The following is a 22603-nucleotide window of genomic DNA, read 5'->3' as shown; positions in this document are numbered from 1 at the left end:
ATGAAGGCGGCACGGCTTTATGGACCGAGCGATCTGCGGGTGGAGGACATCGCCGAACCCGGCTTGCCGGATGCCGGCTGGGTGAAGCTCAGGGTCGATGCCGCCGGCATCTGCGGTTCGGACCTGCACAATTTCCGCACCGGCCAATGGATAAGCCGCTCGCCTTCGACCGCCGGCCATGAGCTGACCGGCACGGTGACCGCGCTCGGCGAGGGCGTCGACACGGTCGCCATCGGCGACAGGGTGATTGCCGATTCCCGCTTCTGGTGCGGGGAATGCGCGCAATGCCGTGCCGGCAGGCGCCATCTATGCGCTTCGCTGGGCTTTGTCGGCGAAGTCTGCGACGGCGGCTTCGCCGAACAGGCTGTTCTACCCGCGCGACTGCTGCATGTTGTCGATGCAGCACTTGACGAACGGGTCGCCGCGATGGCGGAGCCGCTCGCGGTGGCGCTGCACGCGGTACGGCGTTTGCCAAAGACGGCAGGCTCGGTGCTTGTCGTCGGCTGCGGGCCGATCGGCGGTATCGCTGCGCTGCTGCTGTCTCGAAGCTTTGCCGGCACCGTGCTTGTCGCCGACCGCAACCAGGCCCGCTGCGCCCGCGTGGCGCGGGTGACCGGCGCAACAATCGTCGACCTTGACCGCGATGCCATTGCCGCCGCGACCGCCAATGCTCCGCTGCTGGCGGCCGTCGAGGCGACCGGCAGCATCGCCGCTTTCAACCAGTTGCTCGGCGTTCTCGATTCCGGCAGCGCTGTGGCGATGGTCGGCATCTTCCATGGCCGTCTCGACATCGACCCCAACCTTCTGGTCGAACGCGAGATCGCGCTGCTGGGGTGCCATGCCTTCGCCGACGAGTTGCCCGACGCCGTGCGGATGCTGGGTGAGTTGAGCGAACCGCTGCTTTCCCTGATCGATCGCGAGATCGGTCTCGACGATGTTGCGGCCACTTATGAGCGGCTGTTGGCGGGGCAAAGCGACGGCTTGAAAACAATCATCCGCATGCGGCAACCTGTCGAGCCGGCTTGATTTCCGATAAATTGCCGGAAAGGATTTTGAAATGATCGATTTGCCCGATACGGCGAGCCCCCTTTACGAGAAGGTGAAGGACTACATCTTGACAAACATCGGTACAGGCCGGTGGGGCAAGGATCGCAAGCTGCCGTCCGAGAATGAGCTGGTGGTTTCGCTGGGTGTCTCGCGCATGACAGTCCACCGGGCCTTGCGGGAACTGACCGCGGCGGGCTTCCTGATCCGGCTGCAAGGTGTCGGCACCTTCATCGCGCCGCCCCGTCCGCAATCGACGCTGATCGAGATCAACAACATCGCGGCCGAGATTGTCGAGCGCGGCAACAGGCATCGCTCGGAAGTTCTCGTGCTGGAAACCATCATGCCTACGAAGGAACTCGCACTGTCCTTCGAGTTCCCAAAGCGCGTCGCGATCTATCACTCGGTCGTCGTCAATTTCGAGAACGATTTGCCGGTGCAACTGGAGGAGCGCTTCGTCAATCCGAGCCTGATCCCCGACTACGACAAGCAGGACTTTTCGAAGACGGCGACCTACGACTACCTCATGCAGAAGACCCCGGTGACCGAGGTCGAGCACATCATCTCGGCGATCCCGGCCGACGCCGAGACGGCGCGGCATCTCAATATCGATGTCGGCAGCTGCTGCCTGTTTCTGCACCGCCGCACATGGACGGGCGCGATCGTCGCCACCATCAGCAAGCTGACTTATGCCGGCAGCCGCTATTCGCTAGGCAGCCGCTATTCCCCCTCCAAGACCAACTGACGCCGAAAGCCAACGCAGATCACGGAATCTTCGACGCAGATGTATGTACATGTACTGATAAGAGCTGTTTCGCGCCTTGCGGACGGATCGGCTGGAAGGGACGGCCGCTGATGCACAGCCGCACGGCGCGGATCCGCGCGCTCGCGCAACACGATGTCGGCGAGGCGCAACACGCGCTGGCGGCCTTGCTGGGCGATCTGTTCGCAATGACCCCCAGCAACGTCCGCATCAATGTCGACAAATACAGCCTCAATTCGACAGCGAGGGCCAGGCCTACTTCTTCAAGTTCCACCAGGAGGAACGCGAGGAAGCCATGACCGGCGAATACTACCGGGCGGAAATCCTGTCGCGTGCCGGCCTGCCGGTCGACCAGCCTGTCCACATGTCCGCCCAGCCGGGTGAGCAGATCCTTGTCTATCGCCGCCGCACCGATCCGAGATTTTCGGATGTGCTGTTTGCGCTGGATGCCGAGGACGATGCCGGCAGGCGGCCCGAGGCGGTTCTCGCCGAGTGCAACCTGTCCGCCAGGCTGCTCGAGGTCTATCTCGAGACGCTGCACCCTGTGACTGTCTCTGAGGTCGCGGCCGAGCCGATCCACCGGCTGTTTCACGAGCGGCTGATCGACGCCGATACGCGGTCGTCGCCGGGCGGCCGGCTGGCGGATTTCTAAGTCGGCAAGCCGTTTGTCTTTCCTGGCATGGAACTTGGCTGGGATCGGTTCTGCCGGCTGAAATTCGTCATCAACGGCCAGCTCTACACCAGCAGCATCGGCGAGCTTTTCGACGCTGCTGCGGAGCGCTTGCGGCCGGACCGGCTGGCCGATGCCGGCGGTGTGGTCGCGCATGGCGACGCCCACAATGCCAATGTCTGGTACACGGAAGAAGCGGGGAGGGCGGATCTGTCCTTCTTCGATCCTGCCTTTGCCGGCTCGCATATCCCGACGCTGCTGGCCGAGGTGAAGGCAACCTTCCACAACATCTTCGCCCATCCGTTCTGGCTCTACGACCCAGCCATCGCGACAGACGCTTTTCGCGCTCAGGCGCGGCTGGACGGAGACCTCATCCATGTCGACACGGACTGGGATTTGAGCCCGGTTCGCCGCGACCTGCTGGAGGTCAAGGCCACTGCTTTGTGGCGACCGTTGCTGCTCGAGCTCAAGCGGCGCGGCATGCTGCCGGCGGATTGGCGGGCGGTCCTGCGTTCAGGGCTTTTCCTGTCGCCAACCCTGGTCATGAACCTGCGCGCCGGCGCGCGCAGCCACACGCCGGTCTCTTCCCTCATCGCCTTTTCAGTCGCGGTCATGGTCGGCAGCGAGCCCGATGCCGGAGCCGATCGGGTGACCGACTTCCTGGACTTGATCGATCCTGAAAGCGCGAGCCGATGCGCCTGATCCATGGGGGAATTGAGCCGTACCAACTTGTATATGCATGTATGTATTTTAGCCTTGACATCTGCTCCCGCGGACGCTGAAATATCCCTGCACTTCACCACGAAGTGGTGGGCAAGACGCCGAGGCACAGTGCCGCAAGAGCAGAAACCCGCAGTCTCACCAGACCGGATGCCTGGGTAAAAAAGCGGTCTGATCATCAAGGGGAACTTGAGATGATGCGTAACCTAGCAGGACAATTTCGCGCGCTCATGATGGCCGCCGCCATCGGGCTCGCCGCCGCGCCAGTGGCCCACGCGGCCGACGCGGCCATTCCCGCGACGCCCGAGGCAGGACCGTTCAAGATCGGCATCGAGCCCTGGCTCGGCTACGGCCAATGGCACGTCGCCGACGCCAAGGGCCTGTTCAAGACGAACGGCCTGTCGGACGTCCAGATCGTCAATTTTGCCGAGGACAAGGACATCAACGCCGCTTTGGCCAGCGGCCAGCTCGACGCCGCCAACATCGCGACCCACACGGCGATGGGCATGGTGGCCGCCGGCCTGCCGGTGAAGATCGTGCTGCTGCTCGACGTCTCGATGACGGCCGACGCCATCATCGCCGGCAAGGACGTCACCTCCATCGCCGACCTCAAGGGCAAGCAGGTTGCTTTCGAGGAAGGCACGACCAGCGATATCCTGCTCAAATACGCGCTCGCCAAGAATGGCATGTCGATCGCCGACGTCCAGCCGGTTCCGATGCCTGCCTCCGACGCCGGCGGCGCGTTGATCGCCGGCCGCGTGCCGGTGGCGGTCACCTACGAGCCCTACCTCACCGTCGCCATGGCGCAGAACAAGGACGTCAAGCTGCTGTTTTCCGCCGGCGAGGATCCCGGCCTGATCAGCGACGTGCTGGTGGTGCGCGACGAGGTCATCAAGTCGCGGCCCGGCCAGGTGTTGGCCATGATCAAGACCTGGGACGCCGCACTCAAGGATTACCATGCAGACACACCCGGCGGCCGCGCCATCATCGCCAAGGCGGTCGGTTCCGACGTCAAGGACCTGAACACCGCTTTCGATGGCGTGCGCTACTATTCACTCGCCGAAAACAAGACGGCGCTGACCGGCGATTTCACCACCAAGACATTCGCCGACGTCGAAGCGGCCGCCAAGAACGCCAAGCTGCTGCAGGCCGACGTGACGCCGGAACAGATGATCGATCCGTCCTTCGTCAAGGCGGCGCAATGATAGAGGCCGGATCGCGGTGGTAGCGCAGATGTCCGCGGAGCCCCCCGCGAAAACCGGCCCGGCCGCGCCAAAGGCGGTCACGAAACAGGCCAGGCGCCGCCGATCCTCCGGGATCGGCGCGCCCATCGCCAGGTCGCGTTTCCTGATGATCGCGGTGGCCGTCTTTGTCGGGCTTGGCCTTGCCTGGTGGGCGGCTACCGGGCTGGAATGGGTGAAGCCCATCTTCCTGCCGTCGCCCGGCAGCGTTGCGACCCAGATCGCCAAGCTCGCCGCCGACGGCACGCTGTGGCTGGACCTCACGGCCTCGGCGTATCGCATTTCCATCGGCTTCCTCATCGCCTCGGCATTGTCCATTCCGATCGGTGTGCTGATCGGCAGCTTCCGCTCCTGGGAGGCTGGTATCGAGCCGCTGGTGGATTTCATCCGCTACATGCCGGTCGTCGCTTTCGTGCCGCTCTCCATCCTGTGGGCCGGTACCGGCGATACGCAGAAATTCCTGATCATCTTCATCGGAACCTTCTTCCAGCAGGTGCTGATGATCATGGACAATGTGAAACGGGTTCCCGCCGATTTCATCGGCCTTGGCCGCACGCTCGGCCTGCCGGACCGCAAGATCCTGACGCGCATCGTCGTGCCCAGCGCCCTGCCGGGCATCTGGGATACGCTTCGCATCAGCCTCGGCTGGGCATGGACCTGGCTGGTGCTTGCCGAACTTGTCGCGGCGACATCCGGCTTGGGCTATCGTATCACCGTGTCGCAGCGCTATTTCCAGACCAACACCATCATCGGCTACATCCTGCTCCTCGGCGTGCTCGGTCTCATCACCGACCAGGTCATGAAGGCGCTGGAGAAGGTTCTGTTCCGGCAGGATGGCCATTCGCAATGAGGAACCGCCGATGACTGTTCCCAAATTGCGCATCGCCGGTCTCGACAAGAGCTTCGGCACCGGCGAGCGGCGCACGGAAGTGCTGCGCGACATCAGCCTCGATCTTGCCGACAATGAGTTCGTCTCGCTCGTCGGCACGTCGGGCTGCGGCAAGAGCACATTGCTGTCGATCGTTGCAGGGCTGCAGGACTTCGACGCCGGCGATCTCAGCATCGATGGCGCGCCGATCCTGCAGCCGGGTCTCGACCGCGGCGTCGTCTTCCAGTCCTACACGCTGCTGCCCTGGCTGACGGCGCGGCAGAACATCGAGTTCGCCCTCAAGGCCGCCGGCTACGATCGCACGGCCTGCCGCGAGATCGCGCTCGAGCATCTCGACCTCGTCAAGCTGTCGCAAAGCGCCGACCGCTATCCGTCCGAACTGTCGGGCGGCATGAAGCAGCGTGTCGCCATTGCGCGCGCACTGTCCTATCGGCCGAAGATGCTGCTGATGGATGAACCGTTCGGCGCGCTCGATGCCTTGACCCGGCATCAGATGCAGGAACTGCTGACCCAGATCTGGGAGGAACACCGGCTGACCGTTCTCTTCGTCACGCATGATGTGGAGGAGGCGGTCTATCTGTCGGACCGCATCGTCGTCATGGGGATCGGGCCGGGACGCATCATGCAGACCTTCAACGTCGACATCGAGCGGCCGCGCCGGGAAGAGGTGATGGAGACCCCGGCCTTCATGGATCTGCAGCGCGGCGTGCACAAGGCGATCCGCGAGGCATCAAGACGCCCCGAAATGGCGTAGACGATTGCGGCCACTTGCAGGCGCCGTTCACGTCGCCTTGCCGACCGCGGCGTCCAGTTCCAACTCGCCTTCCGCAATGTCGTCGAACGAAGCGTAGTTCATGTTGTAGAGGCGGGCGTAGAGGCCCTTCCTCTGCATCAGCTGTTCGTGGTTGCCGCTTTCGACGATTTCGCCATTCTGCAGCACGATGATGCGGTCGGCGCCGCGAATAGTAGCGAGCCGATGGGCGATGACCAGCCCGCTGCGGCCCTCCAGCAGTTTGATCAGCGCCTTCTGGATCAGCATCTCGGTGTAGGAATCGATGCTGGCCGTAGCCTCGTCGAGCACCAGGATCTTGGCGTCGGCCACCAGCGCTCGCGCGAAACTGATGAGCTGGCGCTGGCCGAGCGAAAGGTTGCCGCCGCGCTGTTCGAGTTCGGTATCGTAGCCATCGGGCAACTGTTCGATGAAGTCGTGCGCGCCGACCGCTTGTGCGGCGCGCACCACTTCATCGCGGGTTGCGCCGGTCTTGTGGTAGCGGATGTTCTCCAGCACCGTGCCGGAGAACAGGAACGGCTCCTGCAGCACCATGGCCACCTGGTCGCCGAGCGAATCCTGCGTCAGGTCACGCACGTCATGACCACCGACCAGGACTTGCCCCGACCAGACGTCGTAGAAGCGGTGCACCAGCGCCATCGAACTCGACTTGCCCGATCCCGTCGGGCCGACAAGAGCGACCGTCTCGCCCGGATTGACGCGGAAGGAGATGTTCTTCAGCACCGGCTGGTTCGGCCGGTAGCCGAAAGTGACGTTCCTGAACTCGACCGAGCCGTCCGTATCGCGCGACAAGGCCACCGCATTGTCCTTGTCGCTGACATCCACCGGCACGTCGAGCACTTCGGAGATACGCTGGCCGGAGGCCATGGCGCGCTGCATGACGCTGTACTGCATGGTAAGTGAACGGATCGGGTCGAAGAAGCGTTGGATATAGAACAGGAACGCTACCATGACGCCGACATCGAGGCTGTGCGACAGCACCATCGAACCGCCGACGACAATGACCGTCGCCATGGCGATGCCGGTCAGCGTGTCGACGATCGGCACCATCACCTGCGCATATTTCGCCGACCGCAGATGGGCGTTGAGGTTGGCCAGCACCTTCTCGTCATAGAGGTCGAAATTGACGTGCTGGCGTTCCAGGCTCTGCACGGTGCGCACGCCATGGATGCCTTCGGCGAGTGCCCCGTTGGCGATGGAATTGGTTTCGTGCGCCGCCATGAAGGCGACCTTGGCGCGCGGCAGCCAGAACAGCCGCACGATGAACAGCATCGGCATGGTCGACAGCGTCAGCAGTCCGAGCCGGAAATCGAGCCACAAAAGGACGGTGACGATGCCGAACAGCAGCACGATGTCGCCCACCGACATGACAGACGTTTCGAGGAATTCCTGCATCGAATTGACGTCGCCCTGCAGGCGCGACATCAGCCGGCCGACCTCGGTCTTGTCCATGAAGCTCAGCGACACGCGCTGCAAATGGCTGAACATGGCGCGGCGCAGGTCGGACAGCACATTCTCGGCCACCTTGCCGACGACGCTTTCCTGCACATGGCTTGCGGCGTAGTTGATCAGGATGATCACGGTGAAGGTGAGGATCGCGGAGATCATCACCGAGCGGTCGAGCCTGCCCGCAGCCATGCCGTGGTCAATGGCATAGCGGATGACCAGCGGGATCGCCAGCTGCGTCAGCGTGAACACCAGCACCGCCGCCACCGAGATGAAGATCCGGCCCTGATAGGGTCTGACGAAGCTCCAGATGCGCCTGATGATGCGCGGATCATAGGCCTTGCCGAAAACCTCTTCCTCGTCGCGATGCGAGCCGACGACGGCCTTGGTCGGCCGGCCGCTTTTGTCGTCCTTCTCGTCGTCGTCCTGCGTCGACATCATGCGGCTCCCTCGAGCCGGTCGTTGTCCGGCCGCAGCTGCAGGTCGTAAAGCGCGCGATAGTGACCGCCCAGCGCCAGCAACTCCTCATGCGTGCCGCGCTCGACGATGCGGCCGCCCTCGACGAACAGGATCTGGTCGGCATGCATCAGCGAACTCAGCCGGTGCGAGATGATCAGCGTCACGCGATCCTTGGCGAAACGCTTCATCGCCGAGCGGATACGCTGCTCGGTGCCGGCATCGATTGCCGCGGTGGAATCGTCGAAGACCAGAACCGATGGCCGCAGCATCAGGCTGCGCGCAATGGTCAGGCGCTGGCGCTGGCCGCCGGAAAGCGACGCGCCGCGTTCGCCGACGACCGTGGTATAGCCGGCCGGAAGCCCGATAATATAGTTGTGCAACTGCGCATACTCGGCGGCCTGCCCGATGCGGGTCTCGCGCGCCCAGGGGTTGCCATAGGCGATGTTGTTCTCGATCGAGGTGGTGAACAGGAAGGCGTCCTGCTGCACCACGCCGACCGCCTTGCGCAGCGATTGTAGCGTGACCTTGCTTATGTCCTGGCCGTCGATGGTGATCGTGCCCGAGGTGACGTCGTAGAAGCGCGGGATCAGATGCGCGATGGTCGACTTGCCGCTGCCGGGCGGGCCGACGATCCCTATCGTCTCGCCGGACCTGGCCTCGAAAGAGATGCCGGACAGCGTCGGGCGATCGCCCGCGCCTTCATAGCGGAAGCCGACATTGTCGAAGCACAGCACGCCCTCGGTGATGACGAGCTCCCTGGCGTCGGGCGCATCCTCGATGTCGAGTTCGGTATCGAGCAGTTCGAACAGCCGCGTGCCGCAGGTCGAGGCGCGCGCGAACGAGTTGACCATCAGGCCGAGCTGGCGCACCGGCATCTGCAGGATGGTCATGAAGGTGAGGAACTGCGCCAGCGTACCGACGCTGATCTGGCCCGCGATCACCTTCTGGCCGCCGAACCAGAGCACCAGCCCCATGGCGGCCAGGAAGGAAAAGTTCATGGCGCTGGTGTTGGAGACGCGGATGTCGACGCGCTGATTGGCCAGCTCCAGCGCGTCCTGCTTGGCGCGGTCGAATTTTGCGAGCTCATGGCGCTGCGCCGCGAAGGCGCGCACGACACGGATGCCGCCCAGATTCTCGTCCATCACCCGGCTCAGCACCGACAGCCGCTCCTGCAGCGTCAGCCAGGTGCTGCGCAATCTGAGCTGGGTCACCGAGGATCGCCAGGCGACGAAAGGCACGAAGCTGAGGCTGAGCAGCCCGAGCACGAGGTCGGTGCTGATCAGGAGATAGGCGCCGACGCCGATCAGCACGCTGAGCAGCACCACGCGCAGGATGCCGGTGGAAAAGAACATGCGCACGCCGTCGAGATCGAGCAGACCGAGCGTGATCAGGTCCCCGGTATGGACCTTGTCGTGGAAGGAGAAGCTCAGGCGCTGGATCTTTTCGTAAAAGGCGAGCCGCAATTGATAGCCGGTCTGATGGCCGACGGCCTCGCCATAATAGTTCTGCGCCATGGTGAAGAGACCGCGCAGGATGCTGACGACGAGCAGCGTCAGCGCTGTGTGCCACAGCGCCTGTTCCGCGACAGTGCCGGCACCCGCGGCCATCACGCCTTGCGCCTGGTCGATCGCGCGTCCCAGCAGGCGTGGGATGAAAAGCTGCAGCGTCGCGGCGATGAAGGTCGAGACGAGGGTGATGGCGACCTGCCAAGGATGGCGCAGCGTCATGCGCACGATGCGCAGCAAGGTGCTGAGGCCCTTGCCCCAGGAGGCTTCCGCCACATGGGCAAACGATTTGCCGCGCTTCGCCGCGCCGCTGGTTGCATCCGTCGGCAAGGAAAATATCCAGTCCAATCCGGACATTAGCCCGGACGCATTAAGCAGACTCAGTTCTGATGACGAGATGTTACGCGTGTCCGACTTGACCCTTCAAGGGGCCAATGGCGGCATCGCGCTGTGCCTGACATACGGTGCCGCCGTCGGTCGTCGCCGGGCGCTTCGGTCTTGTCGGCAAAGGTCATGTGGGTGTCGAGGCGACATTTGCTGGCATAAACAATTCATTGCATTGACGCGCAGATTCTCCAGCTCGACCCAGCCTTGACGGACTATCAGGTCTGTCACGCGTCGCCGGCACGGAAGCAGCCAGGGCCGACAAAAAGCAAGAGGGCAGTCTTCCTTGACAAGTTTTCCCTTCACCGAAGCGATGCCGATCCAGTTTCAAGCACCGTTGCCGAAGGCTTCGGAGGTTGTGGTCATCGGCGGCGGCGTCATCGGCGTGACCACGGCCTTGTTCCTGGCGCGGCGCAACATTTCGGTGACATTGCTGGAAAAGGGCCGCATCGCCGGCGAGCAGTCGTCGCGGAACTGGGGCTGGATCCGGCAGCAGGGCCGCGATGCCGATGAACTGCCCGTTGTCATCGAAGCGCAACGCCTCTGGCGGCAACTGGCCGAGGAATGCGGCGAGGACATCGGACTGAAGCAGACGGGCGTTACCTACCTCGCCCGAACCGACAAGGAGATGGCCGGCTTCGCGAAGTTCCTGAAGATCGCTCACGTACACGGCGTCGACACGCGTCTCCTCGGCCAGGGTGAGACGGCCAAGCTGATCCCGGCCATGTCGCGCTCTTTCAAGGGTGCGATGACCACCCCATCGGACATGCGCGCCGAGCCCTGGGTCGCGGTTTCAGCGCTTGCCCGCCTGGCCGCGCGGGAGGGCGTCACCATCATCGAGAATTGTGCGGCGCGCATGCTCGACATATCGGCTGGACGCGTCAGCGGGGTCTGGACCGAGCAGGGCCGTATCGCCACCTCGAGCGCGGTCGTGGCGAGCGGTGCGTGGACGTCGCTCTTCCTGCGCGCGCACGGCGTATCCATCCCGCAGCTCAGCGTCAGGGCGACCGTCGCTGCGACCGGACCCATGCCCGAAATCCATTCGGGCGCCGTGGCCGACGACCATATCGCATTCCGGCGCAGGCAGGATGGCGGTTACACGCTGGCATCGGGAGGCACCAGTCAGCTTTATGTCGGGCCTGACGCCTTTCGTCATGCGACCAAATACGTTCCCGCTCTGATGGCGAATCCTTTTGGCACCTCCTACCTGCCGGCGGCGCCGCGCGGCTATCCGGACGGCTGGTCGACCCCACGCAGGTGGAACGCGGACGAGGAAAGCCCGTTCGAACGGATGCGCATCCTCAATCCCGCCCCCAAAGCCTCGGCATTGCGCGATATCGAGCGCGAATTCTCGGCACTTTTCCCGCAGTTCAAGACGGTGCCGATCAAGGCGACCTGGGCGGGCATGATCGATGCGATGCCGGATGTCGTGCCGGTCGTTGATCGTGCCGCCGCAATTCCGGGTCTCGTCATCGCCACCGGAATGAGCGGTCACGGCTTCGGCATCGGACCCGGGATGGGCCGTGTCGTGTCCGACCTCGTCCAGGGAAACGAGATCGGACATGATCTTCACAGGTTCCGTCAATCCCGCTTCAGCGACGGCAGCCCGATCAAGCTGGGACCCAGCCTTTAGATCGGGCCGCCGGGCGTCACGGGCCAAGAACGTCATCCATGCCTTCGGCAATGGTCATCAAGTCCTCATCGGCGGCGCCGTCACCGGCAAGATCGTGTCGCAACTTGCCGCCGGTTTGCCGCCGACGATCGATCTGACGCCCTTCCGGGCGGATAGGTTCTGATTAATCGGAGCGCGCTGCCGTACCGGCAACCTTTTCGTTCTTGCATGGGGAAACGACGTGACCGCAAACACCAATACCCAGGCCGTCGAGCCGATCGATCCGCAAAGCGCCTACGCCGTGCTGATCAGCGATCTGGTCGGCCTGCGCTTCGGACCTGACGGCAAGCCTGATCCCGGCGAAGTGCGCGCCCATATCGAAGCCAAGGGCGGGCGCTTCCAGCTGTCCGCGCTTGGCGACAAAGCGGGCCTCGAGCGAGGTCGGGTGCATTTCTTCTACCAGCCGGACCTCAGCACCCGCGAGGAGCTGATCGAAGCCGCCGGCGACGGCCGCTATGACGCCGTCATCGCCGCAGCGACCTTCCTGCCTGCCGAAACCGTCTTTGCGCTGGCCGGCGTGCGGATTGGAGCCGGCACCGGCAATATGGGCTCGCGCTCCTGGGGCGGCGGCAGCGGCGAGGGCGGCACCGCGGTGCTGATGAACACGCCCGGCATCAACAGCCGCGCCACCGCGCAGATGGTGATGAAGGCAATCCTGAAAGTGCTGCCGGATCTCCCGGTCGGCTTGCTTCACGACCGGGTGGCACGCGGCGATTTCGACACCGGCAGGGAACTGCGTGTTTTCCCGACCGAAAAACTCGAAGGCAAGACGATCGCGATCATCGGCTACGGCAATATCGGCAGGGAAGTGGCCAAGCTCGCCCGTGCCTTCGGCATGCGCGTGGTGATCCATGCCAGGCCACGGCACCGCGACTGGGTAGAAGCCGAGGGCTTTGCCTTCGCGGCGGACCTCGCCGACGCGGCTGAGGGAGCCGATGTGCTCAGCGTCCATGTCGGCCTGGGCAAGCAGGATACGCAGACCGGCCGCTACGCCAATGCCGGGCTCATCGGCGCCGATGTTCTGAGCCGCATGAACAAGGGCGCTGTGCTGGTCAACTACGATCGCGGCGAGCTCGTCGACGTTGTGGCGCTTGGCGAGGCGCTGGACGCAGGGCGGGTGCGCCACGCCGCCATCGATGCCGATCTGTTCAGGGATGCCTCAACCGGGCGTCTGTCTGGCCCGATGCTGCCTTATCTCGACCTCGTCGAGAGGCACGGCGACAAACTTGAACTTCTGCCGCATGCCGCGGCTGATACGGACCATCCGTCGCGCGTCGCCGGCGCCAAACAGGCCGTCGACCAGCTGTTCGACCTCATCTGCCGCAAATCGGTGACCAATGCCAAAGGCACCGTGCCGCCGGGTTATCTTTCCCTGGGGGCGACGACGCCTCCTGGCATTGGACCGGTGACGGCGGATCATTTTTTGAAATTGACTGCCAGCGACTGCTCCGAACTGGCGGATATCTGTGATCGGCAAAGCCGGCTGTGGAAGGTTCTGTCGGACGCGCCGCCCGCAGAGCGCGGCGCGATTGTCGGCGAACACGGTGAAGAACATGTCCGGCTGATCGACCGCTTCTGTCTTCTGGCCGAGAAACTCAACCTCAGAGGCCCTTATCAATAACGTCGCGCTGCCGGAGCGGGTTATCACGCCAGCAGGTCTGAACGAGACACTCCGCCGCAATCTTCGATATTCAACCCACCGCCGGCTCGATCCGATATCGGTGTGGAACGCCCGTCGCCGCCCGGTTGTGGATCTTGTCGGGCGCCTGGCCCGCCAGCACCGCGACTTCATCGTCGCGCACGGGCGTATAGAGCCGATAATATTGATGGCTATCCATGTTGAGTCCAGCTGGAACGACGTCGCTCACGTCCACCGCACTCACCTTGTCGCTGATGGTTGCCATATTGTCGGGTCCTCCGGCGCCGAGCCGGGGGCCGTTGAATTCGATCCCGGCGCTCAGGAACGTCAGCACCCAATCCTCATGGGTATAGTAGACGGTTACGGCGCGCCCTAGGTCGGGCAGCGCCTTTAGTTTGTCCTGCCGGTCGAACGCGTCGGAATCCTCGTCGGCGGCAGCGAGAATGATCTGATTGAAGATGGTCGGAAGATGTGTGGCCGGTGCGGTTGGTTGAACCTGACCGAGATTTGTATCTAGCGGCTGCGCCAGCAATGACTGAACACCAAAACGCAGCACATAGTTTCCCATACTGTGACAGAGTAGGTGAACGGTCGGACGCGGCGCGGTCCGGGAAAGCCCGGCAAGCTCCGTCACCAGCCTGCGGATAACCCGGGCAAAGGCCGGACCACTCTGTCGTGATGTTGCCCGGTCATGCTGGTAGCCGATCAATGTGCCGGCAGAGGGCCAACTGAAGACGATGATCTCCGCATCTATTCCGTAGAAGCTCAGGATCGTCGCCGCGCGTTCGACGCTGTCGGAAAAGGTGTTGAAGAAGCCGTGCGCGAACAGGATGATCGTCTTTGCCGAAACGAGCGCCGGATGAAGCGCGGCAAACATCTGGTCGCTTCCGCGAATTTGAGCCTTGCCCTTCTCGACGAGTATCTTCTCGTCATACACAGCCAGGGTACCAGGCACGATCTTGCCCTGTTTGGGAGCTCCGGTGACCGTCACCTGGACCTCTCCGTAGCGAATATCGACGCCTTGAGCTTGGCTGAGATTGGGGCCGAAACCGGTGATACGCCCTTGGCTGTTCACAATGGGGTTTCGATTGCTGACGAAATGGACCTTGTAGGTGTTGGCCATGGGCTCCTCCCAGACAGGATCAGGGGTGTCAGGTCAGGCAAACATTCGGCAATGCACTCCAGGGGCGGCACATTCTCGTCTGCGAACCGCATATCGGGGCCTTGGCCCTCTCGGATACTTCCGAATTGCTTGCAGTAGCCAAGCGCAGGTTCCGTTATTTCAACTCATGGAAGAACGAATTTGTTATTCCTAATATGCTCATGCCGTATCGGCAAGCAATTTCGCAACATCTCTTCTTTCATGTCTTGATGCATTGCATGCCACGCATGCGCCGAACATGAGTTTTGCGGCGACCGAACACACCGATGGCCCCGGTGGCGGACCGCGCGCGTTGGTTGCTGGACGTCTGGGGTTCGCGCTGGAAGATCCGGATGCCGACTGTGGCGGACCGGTCGTCGGCTCAGTGGCGCGGACCCGCCACCATCCGCGCCACCCGCGTCATCTCGGTGCTCATCTCGCGGTCGTCGTCGAGCGGGCTGACGAGCGCACGCACGGCGGCGAAGGTGCGCTGCGGCCCTTCGCCCATGCTGTCGAGGACACCGCGCAACTCCACGCCCGTCGCCGCGAAGATCAGCTCCATCGCCACGAGATAGCGCATGCGCTCGATGATCTCCGCCGTCTTGGCCACCACACGCGGCGCCATCGAGGACTGGTCCTCGATGCCGTCCGAAACGGCGAGCGGGCTGAGTGACATCGGGTTGGCCAGGTGCCGGATTTCGGCTTCCAGCGCGGACAAGGGCTTCTGCAGTTCCGCATAGCCCTGACGGCTACCGCCTCTCGCCGACAGGAAACGCGGCAGTTCGGCTGTTGTCGGCGACATCAGCTTCATGCAGCGGTTGGCGGTGCCAACCGCGCAATGCGCGAGTGCCTGGCCGAGCTGCTCCCAGGCGAGCGTCATTGCCGTCAGGTCGAAATTGCCGTTGGAAATCACCCGACCGCCGTCGGCCAGGATCACCGGGTTGTCGCCCGAATGGGTCAGTTCGATCTCGGTAGCCAGCCGCGCCTGTTCGAACGCATTGAGCAGACCGCCCCAGACCTGTGGCACGCAGCGATAGCTGAGCGGATCCTGCAGGCGCCGCGCCGCCCTGTCCTTCCACAAGCCGCTTCCCGCCAGCTCCGCGCGCAACCGCGCGCCGATCTCGCGCTGGCCGAAGGCCGGCCGTGCGGCCAGCGCCTGCTCGTCGATCGCGGTGAGGGAGGAGCGAAACGCCTCGTAGTTGAGCGCCACGGCGGCCAGCGCCCAGTCGATGAGATGGGCGACGTCTTCGAGGCACAGGCACGCCGTTCCGGTCGACAGGCTGTTGGCGACGATGATGGCGTGGCCGTCCTTCTCGCGCAGGTGCAGCGGCTCGAGCCCCGCCAAGGCAAGCGCCTCGGCGGAGGGCATGATCCTGCCCTGGAATTCCGCCTCGCCATCGCCGCGCAGCGACCTCGCCATATGGCCGAGATGGGCAAGGTCGGCCGCGCCGATCGAGCCCCAGGTCGGGATCACCGGATGGACGCCGGCATTGAGCGCCGCGACAAGGCCCATGACCACGCGCTCGGACGCGCCGGTGCCACCGGCGGCCATGCCCGAGATGCGCGCGGTCATCAGTGCCCGCACCGCCTCGGTGGGCAGCGCCGGTCCGATGCCCATGCTGTGGCTGAGCGGTACGCTGTGCTGGAAGGCGATCAGGTCCGCCTGCGCGAGCGGCGTGTCGACACAGGCGCCCAGGCCCGTGGTGACGCCGTACATCGGCTTGCCAAGCCCGGTCAGATGCTCGATCAGGGCGCGGCTCGCCCGGATGCGGCGCATCGCCTCCTCGCCCAGCATCAGTCGGGCGTTGCGGCGTGCGATCTCTGCGACGTCGGCCACGCCGAGCGGCTTGGCATCGAGCAATATCATTCGGCCTGTCATGTCTCGCCTGTATCCCGCGACCAGATGCCCAGCATGACTACGGGCGTCGCCGTTTGTGACGGCTCGCGGACACGACTGCAAGCCATTCCCATTGGGACAGCGGCAGAAGGTGGCTAAAGCGGGGGGCCAGGAACTACGCCGGCCGCTCCGCGACGGCATCAGGTACCACCACCAGCTTGCCGACGAAATCCTTGGCGACGAAGTCGGCCTGTGCGCGGTGAAAATCGGAGAGCCGGTAGACGCCGCCGACCAGTGGCCGGATCTTTTTCGCCTCGATGTAGCCGACGAGCCGGCGGAAATCCGCCCGCGTGCCCTGGCTCGAGCCATGCAACTGCAATTGCTTGAGATACATGGTCCTGAGATCGAGCTGCACGACCGGCCCGGCGATCGCACCGGCGGTGGTGTAGCGGCCTTCGGGCCGCAGAATACGCAGAAGGTCGTTGAAGATCGCGCCGCCGACAAGATCGGCCACCACATCGATCGGCTGGCCGCCGGTCACTTCAGCCACGACCCGCCGCAGATCGGCGACGCCACGGGTGATGACGGCTGCGGCGCCGATGTCGAGCACCGCCTGTTCCTTGCCCTTGCCGACGACGGCGTAGGGAATGGCGCCGCGCGCCCGCGCCAATTGCACGATGCCGGAGCCGACGCCGCCCGAGGCTCCGGTGACGAGCACGCACTCGCCGGCTTTCAAGCCAGCGCGTTCCAGCATCTGTTCGCCGGTCAGGTAGGCGCAGCAGAAGGTGGCGAGTTCCACGTCGCTCATATCCGTGTCGACGACATGCGCATTCTGCGCCGGCACGGTCTGGTACTCGGCGTAACCGCCGTCGCGGCCATGGCCCATATAGTCGATGTCGGCCAGTGAATCGTCGTCGCGGTTGTAGATGGAGAAATCGACCATCACCCGCTCACCGATGCGGTCCGGCGAAACGCCTTCGCCGACGGCAACGATGGTGCCAACCGTGTCGGTGCCCTGGATGCGCGGGAATGTCAGCGTGTTGCCCTGGCGCCGCCAGGTCGACACGGCGCCGGCATCCTCCTCCGTACCATAGGCCCCCTGGCGCACCCAGACGTCGGTGTTGTTCATCCCGCAGGCACTGACCTTGACCAACACTTCACCCGGTGCGGGCGAGGGTACTTTCACATCGGTGCGGTAGACGAGCTTTTCCGGTCCGCCGTGCCCGGTGAGCAGCACGGCGGCCATGGTGGGGGGAACGGTTGCGGTCATGGCGTTCATCGTCGATCTCAGAGATTGGCGAACACGCTTTTCACCGCATCCGCCGTCTTCGAGACGACGATGTCGGCCTCCTCGCGCGTCAAGCAGAGCGGCGGCGCGAAGCCCAGAATGTCGCCCTGCGGCATGGCGCGGCCGATAACCCCGCTGGTGGCCAGCGCCGTCGCCACTTGCGGCCCGATCTTCTGCGAAGCGTCGAAGAACACCCGGTCGTCCTTGTCGGCGACGAACTCGACCGCCGCCAGCATGCCGTCGCCGCGCACGTCGCCAACGTGTCTGTGGCCGCCGACGGCCTTGGCGAGCTCGGCACGGAAATAGGCACCGGTCTCGCCGGCATTCGTCACCAGATCCATCTCGTCGATCAGTTCGAGATTGGCGACACCGGCGGCAACGCAGATCGGGTGCCCCGAATAGGTCCAGCCATGGCCGAGCGAGCCGAGCTTGTCGGACCCATCGACCAGTACCTTCCACACTCCGTCGGCGACGATGACGCCCGACAGCGGCGCATAGGCCGAGGTCAGGCCCTTGGCGATGGTGATCAGGTCCGGCTTGATGCCGTAATGATCGGAGCCGAACATGGTGCCCAGCCGGCCAAAGCCGGTAACCACTTCGTCGGCGACCAGCAGCACATCATACTTCTTCAGCACCGCCTGGATCTTCTCCCAGTAGCCGGCGGGCGGCGGCACGATGCCGCCGGTGCCGAGGATCGGCTCGCCGATAAGGGCTGCGACGGTTTCGGGACCTTCGGCCAGGATCATCTCCTCGAGCTTGTCGGCGCAGTGCTGCGAGAACTGCTCCTCGCTCATCGAGCGGTCGGCGCGGCGGAAATAATAGGGCGCTTCGGTGTGCAGCACCGGCGCGCGCGGCAGGTCGAAGGCGTTGTGGAAGAGCTCCAGCCCGGTCAGCGATCCCGTCATCACGCCCGAGCCGTGATAGCCGCGCCAGCGCGAGATGATCTTCTTCTTCTCCGGCCGGCCGAGCACATTGTTGTAGTACCAGATGAGCTTGATGTTGGTTTCGTTGGCGTCCGAGCCGGAGAGGCCGAAATAGACCCTCGACATGCCCTTCGGCGCGCGGTCGATGATCATCTTGGCCAACGTGATCGAGGCTTCGGTGCCGTGGCCGACATAGGCATGATAGTAGGCGAGGTTCTTCGCCTGGGTGGCGATGGCATCGGCGATCTTCTGGCGGCCATAGCCGACATTGACGCAATAGAGGCCGGCGAAAGCATCGATGCTCTTCCTGCCATTGTTGTCCCAGACGGTCACGCCTTCACCGCCCGCCATGATGCGGGTCGGCGATTCACCGCGCGCATGCGTGCCCATATGCGTCGAGGGATGGAAGAAGTGGTCGCGATCCCAGGCGTTGAGTTCGTTGGACTGGTCGAGCATTTTTTCTACTCCTGACGAAAGGGCGATTCCGCTGCAGCTTAGGCTACATCGAGACAGAGATATTTGAGATCGGTGAACGCTTCGAGCCCGTGGCGCGAGCCTTCGCGACCAATGCCGGACTGCTTGACGCCGCCGAACGGGATCGGCGCGCCGGTGATCTTCACCCGGTTGATGGCAACCATGCCGTAGTCGAGCGCGCGGCCCATGCGTTGCTGCCGCGCGCCGCTCTCGGTCACGACATAGGCAACGAGGCCATATTCGGTGGCATTGGCGCGGGCGATCACCTCGCCCTCGCTGTCGAATGGCGTCACCGCGGCGACCGGCCCAAAAGTCTCCTCGCGCATGATCAGCGCCGCGTCGGAAACGTCGGCCAGCAGCGTCGGCTGGTAGAACAGCGGCCCGGCCTGATGTCGCTTGCCGCCGGCAAGGCAACGTGCGCCGTGGGCGAGCGCATCGGCGACCTGCTCCTCGACTTTCTGGACAGCGCGCTCATGCATCAGCGGCCCGATGTCAGTCGTGTCGTCAAGGCCATTGCCGGTCCGCAGCGCCTCGATCCGCTTGGCGAAGGCGGCGCAGAAGCGATCGTAGATCGGCCGCTGGACGTAGGTGCGGTTGGCGGCGAGGCAATCCTGGCCCGATGTGGCGAATTTGGCGTCGATGGCGATGTTTACCGCTTTGTCGAGATCGGCATCGGCAAAGACGATCAGTGGAGCGTGGCCGCCAAGCTCCATCACCAGCCGCTTCATTGTCGGCGCGCTCTGCGCGGCGATCAGCCTGCCGATCTCGGTCGAGCCGGTAAAACTCATGGCGCGGACGCGCGCGTCTTCGCACATCCGCCCGACGATCGTCGCGGCCTTGCCGGTGACGATGTTGAAGACGCCGGCCGGCAGTCCGGCGCGCTCGCCAAGCTCGGCCAGTGCCAGCGCCGACTGCGGCGTTTCCGAGGACGGATGCGCGACGATGGTGCAGCCGGCGGCAAGGGCGGCGGCCGCCTTGCGGGCCAGCATGGCCGAGGGGAAATTCCACGGCGTGACAATGCCGACGACGCCGAGCGGCTCGCGACGCACCATCATTTCCGCATTCGCCAGATGGCTGGTGACGCTCTCGGCGTTGAGGCGCTTGGCTTCCTCCGCATACCACTCGACGAAAGAGGCGGCATAGTCGATTTCGCCGAGCGATTCCTGCAAGGGCTTGCCCTGTTCCAGGGTCATCAGCAGCGCGAGGTCGCCTTTCGCGGCGATGATCAGCTCGAACCATTTTCGCAGGATTCTTGACCGCTCCTGCGGCAGCAGCGACCGCCAGGCCGGAAAAGCGCGCGCGGCGGCATCGATTGCTTTTGTCGTTTGCCGTGCATCCAGCGCCGCGACGAAGGCGACCGTGCTTCCTGTCGCCGGATCGGTGACCTCAAAGCTTTCGGCGCCCTCGCTCGCCGTCCAGTGGCCGTCGACATAGGCGAGTTCGCGCAGCAGACGGCGGTCGGCGAGGCGGTCGAGCGCCTCATGGCGATGCGAGCGGGCGAAATGCGCGGACATGGTCGAAGCCTCCCGGTTCGGTCTGATCCTGGGAGACTATCCATCGTGGGCAGACAGAGAGGCTGTTTGGGTGTCCTGAAGTAGAGAGATTCTCTCTATTGTGCCGCCTCAGCAGACGATGTCTCCGGCACTACGGCGACACCGGCAGCAACTCGGCGATGGGAAGTGCGATCTCTTCCTTCACCGTCTTGGTGACGATGTAGGTGAAGTAGCGGTCGATGCCGATCTCGCGGTCGAGCAAGCCGTCGACCAGCCGCTGATAGGCATCGATGTCGCGAGCCATCACCTTCAGCACATAGTCGACGCCGCCGCCCACCGACCAGCAGGCGACGATCTCGGGGATATCGCGGATGACACGCTCGAAGCGGTCGAAATCGGCCTGGCGGTGGCTGGCCAACGTCACCTCCATCAGTACGGTGGCCACCGGCGCCACGACGCGCATGGCGATCCTTGCGTGATAGCCCGAGACGATGCCGGCCTTCTCCAGCTTGCGCAGCCGCATCCAGCATGGGGTCGGCGACAGCCCCACCTGCTCGGCCAGCGCCAGCTTGGTGATGCGCCCGTCGCGCTGGATGGCGTCGAGGATTTTGAGGTCGATCGCGTCGAGTTTCGCAGCAGTCATCAGCGCCCACTTTTTTCGTCCACAGTACCATGATGGCGCATTATTTCGATTGTCAATTGCACTGATTTCGATCTCTAATAAGTCATGACATTGTGGCAACCCGATCCCGCGCTCATAAGGCGGCCAGCCTATCAATCGCTTGCCGATCAGTTCGCGCGCGCCATCCATGACGGGCGTCTTGCCAATGGCGCGCGGCTGCCGACACATCGACGGCTGGCCGATGATCTCAAGCTTTCGGTGCAGACGGTCAGCCGCGCCTATGAGGAGTTGATCCGGCGCGGCCTGATTTCGGGCGAGATCGGCCGTGGCAGCTTCGTCCAGACGCAGCGCCGCGAGCCGGAGCCGCCCTATCTGCCCGAGCGTCTCGGCGAGGTCATTGATCTCTCCATCCTGAAGCCGGTCTGCGAGCCGATGCATCTGGAGCGGCTGAAGCAGGCGCTGGGCTGGCTCGCTGAAAACCTGCCGTCGAGTTCGGCGCTGTCTTTCCGGCCCAACATGGTGTTTCCGCGCCATCGTGCGGTGGCGGTCGAATGGCTGAAATTGTGCGGGCTCGACATTTCAGCGCAGAACATCAGCCTGACCAATGGCGCTACCGCCGGCATGACGGTGGCGCTGATGAGCGTGGCGCCGCCTGGCTCGACCGTTGCCACCGAGGCGATCGGCCACCACACGCTGGTGCCGCTGGCCCGCTATCTCGGTTTCAACCTCCAAGGCCTGCCGATCGATGATAACGGCCTGATCCCGGAGGCATTGGACGAGGCCTGCCGCCTTTCCGACATCCGCGCGGTGTTCGTGCAACCCTCGGTGATCAACCCGACGGCAACGCTCATGGACGCGCGGCGGCGCGAAGAAATCGCGGCGGTTGCGCGCAAGCATGACATCGCCATCATCGAGAACGACGTGCTGGGGCCGCTGGTCGAGGACCGGCCGCCGCCGGTCGCCGCCTTTGCCCCGGAGCGTACGCTCTATGTTACCTCTTTCACCAAGATCACCGTGCCCGGCCTGCGCATCGGCTATCTCGCGGCTCCCGACCGCTATGTCGCCGCCGTCGCCAACCGGCATCTGGTGTCGAACTGGATGGCAACGCCGCTGGTAGCCGAGATCGCCACCAAATGGGTGACCGACGGCACGGCGATGGAACTGGTGCGCTGGCAGCGCGCCGCGTTACGGCGGCGGCAGGATATCGCCGCCGAAGTGTTGGCAGGGATCGACTATCGCGCCCGGCGCGACGGGCTGCATGTCTGGCTGCAACTGCCCGACGACCGCGCCGAGGAGGGCTTTGTCGCCCAAGCACGGCTACAGGGCGTGGCGATCGCGCCGGGCACATCGTTCCGCATTTCGGATGCGCCCTGGCATCCGGCGGTGCGCATCTCGCTGGGCTCGACCACCGAAGGGGAACTGCGCGCCGGTCTCGGCGTTGTCACCAAGCTGCTGCTTGGCGATCCGGAGCATTTGCTGCTCGCTATCTGAGCATGTCGCCCAAAGTGCGAAGCGGTTTCGGGACGACGGCATGCCCAAAAAGCCAGCCACGATTGACCGGAAAATGTGCGCAATCAGAATAATTGTCATGATATTATTTTCC

16 protein-coding genes and 1 pseudogene are annotated in these 22603 nt (G+C 64.1%); 9 read left to right on the top strand and 8 right to left on the bottom strand.

Annotated elements, in window-relative coordinates:
• The 6 genes and pseudogenes from CK227_RS02115 to CK227_RS02090 all read left to right on the top strand — a co-directional run bounded on the left by CK227_RS02115 (position 1) and on the right by CK227_RS02090 (position 6081).
• Entirely contained in the window at positions 1-1026 is a 1026-nt protein-coding gene (locus tag CK227_RS02115) for a zinc-binding dehydrogenase (protein WP_095771293.1), read from the top strand.
• A 31-nt stretch (positions 1027-1057) separates the two neighbouring features.
• Positions 1058-1789, top strand: a complete 732-nt coding sequence (gene hutC / locus CK227_RS02110) for a histidine utilization repressor (protein WP_019856675.1) — start codon at positions 1058-1060, stop codon at positions 1787-1789.
• Positions 1790-1899: 110 nt separating this feature from the next.
• Positions 1900-3179, top strand: a pseudogene (locus tag CK227_RS02105) (hypothetical protein).
• 215 nt (positions 3180-3394) lie between these two features.
• Positions 3395-4402, top strand: a complete 1008-nt coding sequence (locus tag CK227_RS02100; protein WP_095771463.1) for an ABC transporter substrate-binding protein — start codon at positions 3395-3397, stop codon at positions 4400-4402.
• Between the two features lie 145 nt (positions 4403-4547).
• Positions 4548-5288, top strand: a complete 741-nt coding sequence (locus CK227_RS02095) for an ABC transporter permease (protein ID WP_348628951.1) — start codon at positions 4548-4550, stop codon at positions 5286-5288.
• 10 nt (positions 5289-5298) lie between these two features.
• Positions 5299-6081: an ABC transporter ATP-binding protein gene (locus tag CK227_RS02090; protein WP_095771462.1), complete on the top strand. Its 783-nt coding sequence runs from the start codon at positions 5299-5301 to the stop codon at positions 6079-6081.
• Between the two features lie 27 nt (positions 6082-6108).
• Here CK227_RS02090 and CK227_RS02085 read toward each other — a convergent pair whose 3' ends face one another.
• The gene (locus tag CK227_RS02085) at positions 6109-8001 is read right to left on the bottom strand and encodes an ABC transporter ATP-binding protein (RefSeq protein WP_095771461.1); all 1893 of its coding nucleotides are present in this window, start codon (positions 7999-8001) and stop codon (positions 6109-6111) included.
• Positions 8001-9857 carry an ABC transporter ATP-binding protein gene (locus tag CK227_RS02080; RefSeq protein ID WP_095771291.1) on the bottom strand — a complete coding sequence of 619 codons (1857 nt, stop codon included), beginning with the start codon at positions 9855-9857 and terminating at the stop codon, positions 8001-8003. The genes CK227_RS02085 and CK227_RS02080 overlap by 1 nt, the downstream gene beginning before the upstream one ends.
• A gap of 340 nt (positions 9858-10197) precedes the next feature.
• Between CK227_RS02080 and CK227_RS02075 the strand changes: the two genes are divergently transcribed.
• The gene (locus CK227_RS02075; protein WP_095771290.1) at positions 10198-11544 is read left to right on the top strand and encodes an FAD-binding oxidoreductase; all 1347 of its coding nucleotides are present in this window, start codon (positions 10198-10200) and stop codon (positions 11542-11544) included.
• A 220-nt stretch (positions 11545-11764) separates the two neighbouring features.
• The gene (locus tag CK227_RS02070; protein WP_095771289.1) at positions 11765-13204 is read left to right on the top strand and encodes an NAD(P)-dependent oxidoreductase; all 1440 of its coding nucleotides are present in this window, start codon (positions 11765-11767) and stop codon (positions 13202-13204) included.
• 70 nt (positions 13205-13274) lie between these two features.
• On the opposite strand, the gene CK227_RS02065 is transcribed toward CK227_RS02070, so the two are convergent.
• The 6 genes from CK227_RS02065 to CK227_RS02040 all read right to left on the bottom strand — a co-directional run bounded on the left by CK227_RS02065 (position 13275) and on the right by CK227_RS02040 (position 21021).
• The gene (locus tag CK227_RS02065; protein WP_095771288.1) at positions 13275-14345 is read right to left on the bottom strand and encodes an alpha/beta hydrolase; all 1071 of its coding nucleotides are present in this window, start codon (positions 14343-14345) and stop codon (positions 13275-13277) included.
• Positions 14346-14745: 400 nt separating this feature from the next.
• A complete protein-coding gene (gene hutH, locus CK227_RS02060) occupies positions 14746-16242 on the bottom strand; it encodes a histidine ammonia-lyase (RefSeq protein ID WP_095771287.1) in 1497 nt (498 codons plus the stop codon).
• Positions 16243-16375: 133 nt separating this feature from the next.
• Positions 16376-17479 (bottom strand): alcohol dehydrogenase family protein, encoded by a 1104-nt coding sequence (locus CK227_RS02055; protein WP_095771286.1) that lies wholly within the window; start codon positions 17477-17479, stop codon positions 16376-16378.
• Positions 17480-17487: 8 nt separating this feature from the next.
• Complete coding sequence (locus CK227_RS02050; RefSeq protein WP_095771285.1) at positions 17488-18867, bottom strand: aspartate aminotransferase family protein; 1380 nt, start codon at positions 18865-18867, stop codon at positions 17488-17490.
• A 38-nt stretch (positions 18868-18905) separates the two neighbouring features.
• The gene (locus CK227_RS02045) at positions 18906-20399 is read right to left on the bottom strand and encodes an NAD-dependent succinate-semialdehyde dehydrogenase (protein WP_095771284.1); all 1494 of its coding nucleotides are present in this window, start codon (positions 20397-20399) and stop codon (positions 18906-18908) included.
• 130 nt (positions 20400-20529) lie between these two features.
• On the bottom strand, positions 20530-21021 hold the full coding sequence (locus CK227_RS02040; protein WP_010914600.1) for an Lrp/AsnC family transcriptional regulator: 492 nt from the start codon (positions 21019-21021) through the stop codon (positions 20530-20532).
• A gap of 84 nt (positions 21022-21105) precedes the next feature.
• Between CK227_RS02040 and CK227_RS02035 the strand changes: the two genes are divergently transcribed.
• Positions 21106-22491 carry a PLP-dependent aminotransferase family protein gene (locus CK227_RS02035; RefSeq protein ID WP_095771283.1) on the top strand — a complete coding sequence of 462 codons (1386 nt, stop codon included), beginning with the start codon at positions 21106-21108 and terminating at the stop codon, positions 22489-22491.
• Positions 22492-22603: the final 112 nt, after the last annotated feature.

Source organism: Mesorhizobium sp. WSM4308 (assembly GCF_002294905.1).
Classification (GTDB): Bacteria; Pseudomonadota; Alphaproteobacteria; order Rhizobiales; family Rhizobiaceae; genus Mesorhizobium.
This window is presented reverse-complemented; position numbering and strand designations above follow the sequence as displayed.